The sequence below is a fragment of the Photobacterium sp. DNB23_23_1 genome (assembly GCF_052873815.1).
This window is the reverse complement of sequence record NZ_JBNNXT010000043.1, coordinates 36,974-42,973: the sequence shown is the minus strand read 5'-3', so window position 1 is coordinate 42,973 and position 6,000 is coordinate 36,974. Positions and strand designations below refer to the sequence as shown.

Genomic DNA, 6,000 nt, shown 5'->3' with positions numbered 1-6,000 from the left:
TATCATAGCAGATTTGATGGAGAAATGTGCACTACTAAGGTAGGAGGGAGGTAAGTGTCTGAAAAGAAAAAGCGACAGGTTATTCAACCTGTCGCTATGTAGGGTCGCCATTGCTGGCTATATCCTGTCGAGTCTGTCCGTAACCAGTTATATAACATCCCGGTTTGACAATATCCTTTGTTATTGGTGCTTCCATGCCAACGTGTTGTTCTTCATCATCCTGATGTGTTTTTTCCGTCCTTGAACAATTATCCCTGTTTAAACGGCTATCCTTAACCGGCTGCTTCCATCAGCATGTTGCCATCTGGCAACCAGTTCACCATCCGTGTGTGCACCCCATCCCTAGAATGCTGATTCCTATGTTGTGTTTTCTTTTCCGTAAGTGTCTTTCCTGACAATCCTTACCACATCTTGCGGCCTACCCAGCTCCTTGCCGGACATCCTGTATTCCTTCGAGCGCCCTGCCCATGCCGTCATTGGCGCTTTCCGTTCCGGTGCCAACTCCCTGTCGACAAGGGATACTTTACGCCAATCTAGGCTTGAAGCAATGTACCAACACCGGCGACTTGGTTGTAACTTTATTTCAGCAATCACAAGGTTCTGTTATATCTTGCTTTTAAGGCAAAAACTATTAACAACTTCATCAACATCTACCGATACAAATAGCCGATCTCTCACAAGCCCCCAAGCCATTTGCGTTTTGCCTCAATAAAGCTGTTATTTTCTTGCAGATGTAGCCACTCTCTATGCAATAAAAAAGGCAGCCGACGCTGCCTCTTTTTCACCACCACTGGAAGTCTGGCTGAATGGAAATTTAGTGCAAACCGCCGACGTACTGCGACAAAGCGGTAATTTCGTCGTCCGTCAGCTTCGCGGCCACCGCACGCATCATGGCATTCATATCATTGCCACGCTGACCGTCGCGGAATTTCTCAAGCTGTAACTTGACGTATTCACCATTCTGGCCGGAGATCTTAGGAAAACCAGACAGGCTGGTCCCATTACCCCGAGGGCCGTGACAAGCCGTACATGCGGTCACGCCGCGCTCGGCATCACCAAACCGGTAGAGCGCCTGGCCAAGTTCAATCGACGACTCGGCAGTGGTGTTATCTGAGATAGGTAGTGAGGCATAGAAGGCAGCCAAATCAGCCATATCCTGTTCGGTCAGTGGCATGGCCATACCGCCCATCACAGGATCGTTACGGCCTTGGGCACCACCGGTGCTCATAGCAAGTTTGAAATCTTTGAGCTGCTTTTCCAAGTAACCCTGGTGCTGACCGGCAATTTTCGGGTATTGAGCCATTATCCCATTACCATCTGCACCATGGCAGGCGGCACATGTTGCGGCTTTTGCCTTTCCGGCTTCTGCATCTCCCTGGGCCCAGGCAAAGCAACTGGCCAGCAGAGTCAATATCAGTGCTAATTTCTTCATGACATTCCGTTTATAATTATAGAGCTTCCAGTACCACAAGTAATGCTCAGTGACATGGTATACAATGCGACCACTAACCGAGCTCGGTTTTCATACATTTTACACAATTTCACATAAAAGTAATCAGTCGACTACATCAAGACTTGACGGAGTTAACAGTGAATCAACCTCTCAACTATAGAAACACAGGATTTATCACAAGTGCACCTACAATCCGACACTTGCCGAACGACACAGGCGTTGAGATCGCATTTGCTGGCCGCTCCAATGCAGGTAAGTCGAGTGCACTAAACCGCATCACCGACCAAAAGAGCCTCGCCCGCACTTCTAAAACCCCCGGACGTACCCAATTAATCAACATGTTCGAGGTGATCCCCGGCTGTAACTTGATTGACCTTCCGGGATATGGCTACGCCCAGGTTCCGCTGGAAATGAAGTTAAAGTGGCAGGAGTCACTGGGTGAATACCTGCAAAAGCGCGAGTGCCTGCAGGGCCTAGTCGTGCTGATGGACATCCGCCACCCGCTTAAGGATCTTGATCAACAGATGATCATGTGGGCGATCGAAAGCCGCCTGCCAGTGTTGGTTCTACTCACCAAGGCTGACAAGTTAAAGAGCGGTGCTCGTAAACAGCAACTGATGAAGGTACGCGACAGCGTCAAGACATTCGGTGGCGATGTACAGGTCGAAGCCTTCTCGTCACTCAAGGGGATCGGCGTAGATCAGGTCCGCCGTAAATTGGATGAATGGTTTGCCCCTGAGCTAGAGCGACAACTGGCGATGCTCGAAGAAGACGAAGCGCAAGACAAAGAGTAACGACTTACAAATCAACACTAAATAAAGCTCCCGCCTGGGAGCTTTTTTTTGCCTACGGACGCGGCACAAATATCACGGGACACAGGCATAAAAATACCCCACCAGCAAGGCGGGGCAATGGGAGAGAAATAGGAGGTTATTATATTTGTCCAGAAAGCATCAGTGATTTCCCCCACCAACGCAAGTTTTTTCTCCCATAATTGTGTATCCGGCAACACTTAACCACAGGTTACATCTTAGGTTCCAGAGGATAACCACCAGTTTTAAGCTGTTGGCGACTAATAGTGGGTGAAGTTGTTTTTTATTAAAAATAAAGCGTACTGCAGTCCATTAAAGACATCCCAAAGTGGAATAAAATTACAGTTTTATGATTGGCCGGATAAAAAAAAGCCACCCCAAATCCAGGATGGCTATTTCATGTATTTGTTGGCTAGCCGGCTTGGAGCCCACTACCGAAAACAAATATGAACAAGAAGCAAACAAGAGTATAGCGCTCTGAAAAACAAAATTAAAGTAATTACTCTAAAAATGAGTAACGAAGGATTACGGTATACACAGTAAACGCTGGAAACATAACCTTCCAGTAAGTTATTCGCTATCTAACGAGATGAGATGGCAACAAATCAGTGCCAAGATGGTCAAAATGTAAACGGGATAATTCGGAGGGATGGAATTTTTGGCGCCACAATAAAAAACGCCCTGGCCAAATGACCAGGGCGGCTGAATCAGCCAAATCCAATAACGTGAAACAAAAGGTCTGAAAGATAGAACATCTTACCTCTGTACCCTACGCCTATAACTGTATATCAATTGCTCAGTATTGAAAAGTATTTTTGTAGTTTTTTTTCAGGATTTCGTAAGTAGTTTCTAACATTCGTAACTCACTGAACGAATAATTTAAGCAAAAAAATAGCCAGCAATGCTGGCTATTTTCATACCATTATAAGCTCTCGGGCTAATTTAGTGCGCCTGGTCCCAGTTATCACCAATACCGGCGTCTGCAATCAGCGGGACAGCCAGTTCAGCCGCCATTTCCATCAGGCGGCGAACTTCAACAGATACGCTTTCGACCTCCGACTCTTGTACTTCAAATACAAGTTCGTCATGTACTTGCATTAGCAAACGTACTTGGCCTTCAGGCTGCTGGCCAACCCACTCATCCACTAACACCATCGCACGTTTGATAATATCAGCGGCAGTTCCCTGCATAGGGGCGTTGATCGCTGCACGCTCAGCCGCTTTGCGGCGCATACCGTTGCGCGACTTGATATCAGGCAGGTGCAAACGACGCCCGAACAAGGTTTCCACGTACCCTTGTTCACTGGCTTGATTGCGGGTGCTCTCCATATATTCGAGCACACCTGGGTATCGCTCGAAATACACATTCATATATTCCTGAGCTTCGTTACGCCCCATATCCAGCTGCTTAGCCAGACCAAATGCGCTCATACCATAGATCAAGCCGAAGTTGATCGCCTTAGCGCGGCGGCGTTGCTCGGTAGATACCGACTCCAGCGGGATCCCCAAGATCTCAGCAGCCGTCGCGGCATGGATATCCTTGCCCTGCCGGAAGGCATCCAACAGGGCCTGATCACCCGACAGGTGGGCCATAATACGCAATTCGATTTGCGAGTAGTCGACCGCCAGTACTTTGTAGCCTGTTGGTGCAATGAAGGCCTGGCGAATACGGCGCCCTTCCTCATTACGTACCGGGATGTTCTGCAAGTTTGGATCACTCGATGACAAACGCCCCGTCGCGGTCACGGCCTGATGGTAGGAAGTATGGACGCGGCCTGTTGCCGGGTTCACCATCTTCGGCAACTTGTCGGTATAGGTCGACTTCAGCTTAGCTAGGCTACGGTATTCCAAGATCAGCTTAGGCAGTGGGTAATCCAATGCCAGCTCCTGCAGCACTTCTTCATTGGTCGAAGGCGTACCAGAAGGCGTTTTCTTCAGCACCGGTAGACCCATCTTTTCAAACAGAATAGCCTGCAACTGCTTTGGCGAGCTCAAGTTAAACTCATCACCTGCGATCTCGTAAGCCTGCTTCTCCAGCTCATCAAGACGGACGGCGATCTCGGTAGACTGTGCGCCAAGCTGCATGCTATCAATCAGCACACCAGTACGCTCGATACGCGACAATACCGGTACCAATGGCATTTCAATGTCTTCAAACACCGACTTGAGTTTTTCATCGGCATTCACTTTTTCAACCAGCAGGTTATGCAGGCGAAGGGTAATATCGGCATCTTCTGCCGCATAAGGGCCGGCTTGCTCCAAATCAATCTGATTGAAAGTCAGCTGTTTCTTACCCTTGCCGGCAATGTCTTCAAAACTAATGGCTTTGTGCTCAAGGTAGCGCAGCGACAGGCTATCCATGTCATGACGGCCAACCACACTGTTGAATACGTAAGACTCCAGCATGGTGTCAAAACGGATCCCCTGCATGTCAATACCATAGCGGGCAAGAATACTGGCATCGAACTTGAGGTTCTGGCCCACCTTGGCACGCTCGGGGTCTTCCAGCAATGGCTTAAGCTGAGCCAACACCCAGTCACGGTCCAGCTGGGTTGGCGCATCAAGGTAGTCATGGGCAACCGGCACATAAGCCGCTTTGCCTTCTTCGACCGCGAACGACACACCCACTAAGTTTGCCGTCATGTAATCGAGGCCGTCGGTTTCAGTATCAAACGCAACAACGTCAGCAGAGTTCAGTGTTTCCAGCCACTGATTAAACGCCGCTTCATCCAATACGGTTTCATAACCACTGCGGTCTATTACCGGTGCCACCGGTTTACTGTCTGCCGCAGGCGATGCCGCTTTTTCATCGGCAACAATACGGCCGTCACTGCCGTCGAGCATTTCGGACAACCAACGACGGAACTGCAGCTGGCCAAACAACTTGGTCAGCGCATCGGTATCCGGTGTGCTTTTCACCAACTGCTCTGGCGTCACATCGAGCTCAACATCCAGCTTGATGGTTGCCAACTCGTAAGACAGGTATGCTGCCTCTTTGTTGTCCTGCAGTTTTTTCGGCATGGTTTTCGAACCACGGAAACCCAATGGCGGGATATCATCGAGGTTGGCATATAGCGCATCCAGACCGCCGATCCCCGTCAGCAAGGCCTTGGCCGTCTTCTCACCAACGCCCGGTACTCCCGGAATGTTATCGACCTTGTCTCCCATCAGGGCAAGGTAGTCGATGATCAACTCAGGGCCGATACCAAACTTATCAACAACCCCGGCCGGATCCATCACCACATCCGTCATGGTGTTGATCAGGGTAACGTTCTGATCAACCAGTTGAGCCATATCTTTATCACCGGTACTGATCAAGACCGGCATACCGGCTTTTGATGCCTGACTGGCCAAGGTACCAATCACGTCGTCGGCCTCAACCCCGGGGATCGAAATCAGCGGTAAGCCCATAGCCTTGATAACGGCGTTTAGGGGTTCGATCTGGCTACGCAAATCATCCGGCATCGGCGGACGATTGGCCTTATATTCCGGATACATATCATCTCGGAATGTTTTTCCTTTCGCATCAAAGATGACGGCAATGTGCTCGGTGGAAAACTGGCGCAGCATACTGCGCAGCATATTTACCACACCGTAGACAGCACCGGTTGGTTCACCGTCTGAATTAGTGAAGTTAGGCGCAGCATGGTAGGCACGATAAAGATAAGATGATCCATCAATCAGAATAAGTGGATTTTCTGGGATAGTTGCCATAAAGATAGTCTTATATCCGGG

Annotated in this window: 5 protein-coding genes; 1 reads left to right on the top strand and 4 read right to left on the bottom strand. The window is 49.3% G+C overall.

Features of this window, described 5'->3' with window-relative positions; genetic code table 11:
* Positions 1-357 precede the first annotated feature (357 nt).
* Positions 358-594, bottom strand: coding sequence for a hypothetical protein (locus ACVA53_RS20660; RefSeq protein WP_255041620.1), 237 nt, complete (start codon positions 592-594; stop codon positions 358-360).
* A 220-nt stretch (positions 595-814) separates the two neighbouring features.
* Complete coding sequence (locus tag ACVA53_RS20655) at positions 815-1,432, bottom strand: c-type cytochrome (protein WP_446506135.1); 618 nt, start codon at positions 1,430-1,432, stop codon at positions 815-817.
* 158 nt (positions 1,433-1,590) lie between these two features.
* On the opposite strand from ACVA53_RS20655, the gene yihA reads away from it, so the two are divergent.
* Positions 1,591-2,247 carry a ribosome biogenesis GTP-binding protein YihA/YsxC gene (yihA, locus tag ACVA53_RS20650; protein ID WP_255041616.1) on the top strand — a complete coding sequence of 219 codons (657 nt, stop codon included), beginning with the start codon at positions 1,591-1,593 and terminating at the stop codon, positions 2,245-2,247.
* 725 nt (positions 2,248-2,972) lie between these two features.
* On the opposite strand, the gene ACVA53_RS20645 is transcribed toward yihA, so the two are convergent.
* Positions 2,973-3,020: a hypothetical protein gene (locus ACVA53_RS20645; protein ID WP_438616993.1), complete on the bottom strand. Its 48-nt coding sequence runs from the start codon at positions 3,018-3,020 to the stop codon at positions 2,973-2,975.
* A 187-nt stretch (positions 3,021-3,207) separates the two neighbouring features.
* The gene (polA, locus tag ACVA53_RS20640; RefSeq protein WP_255041615.1) at positions 3,208-5,979 is read right to left on the bottom strand and encodes a DNA polymerase I; all 2,772 of its coding nucleotides are present in this window, start codon (positions 5,977-5,979) and stop codon (positions 3,208-3,210) included.
* Positions 5,980-6,000 lie beyond the last annotated feature (21 nt).

Coding starts and splice junctions, on each gene's coding strand:
- ACVA53_RS20655 (WP_446506135.1), bottom strand. CDS start 1,432: ATGAAGAAATTAGCACTGATATTGACTCTGCTGGCCAGTTGCTTTGCC.
- polA (WP_255041615.1), bottom strand. CDS start 5,979: ATGGCAACTATCCCAGAAAATCCACTTATTCTGATTGATGGATCATCT.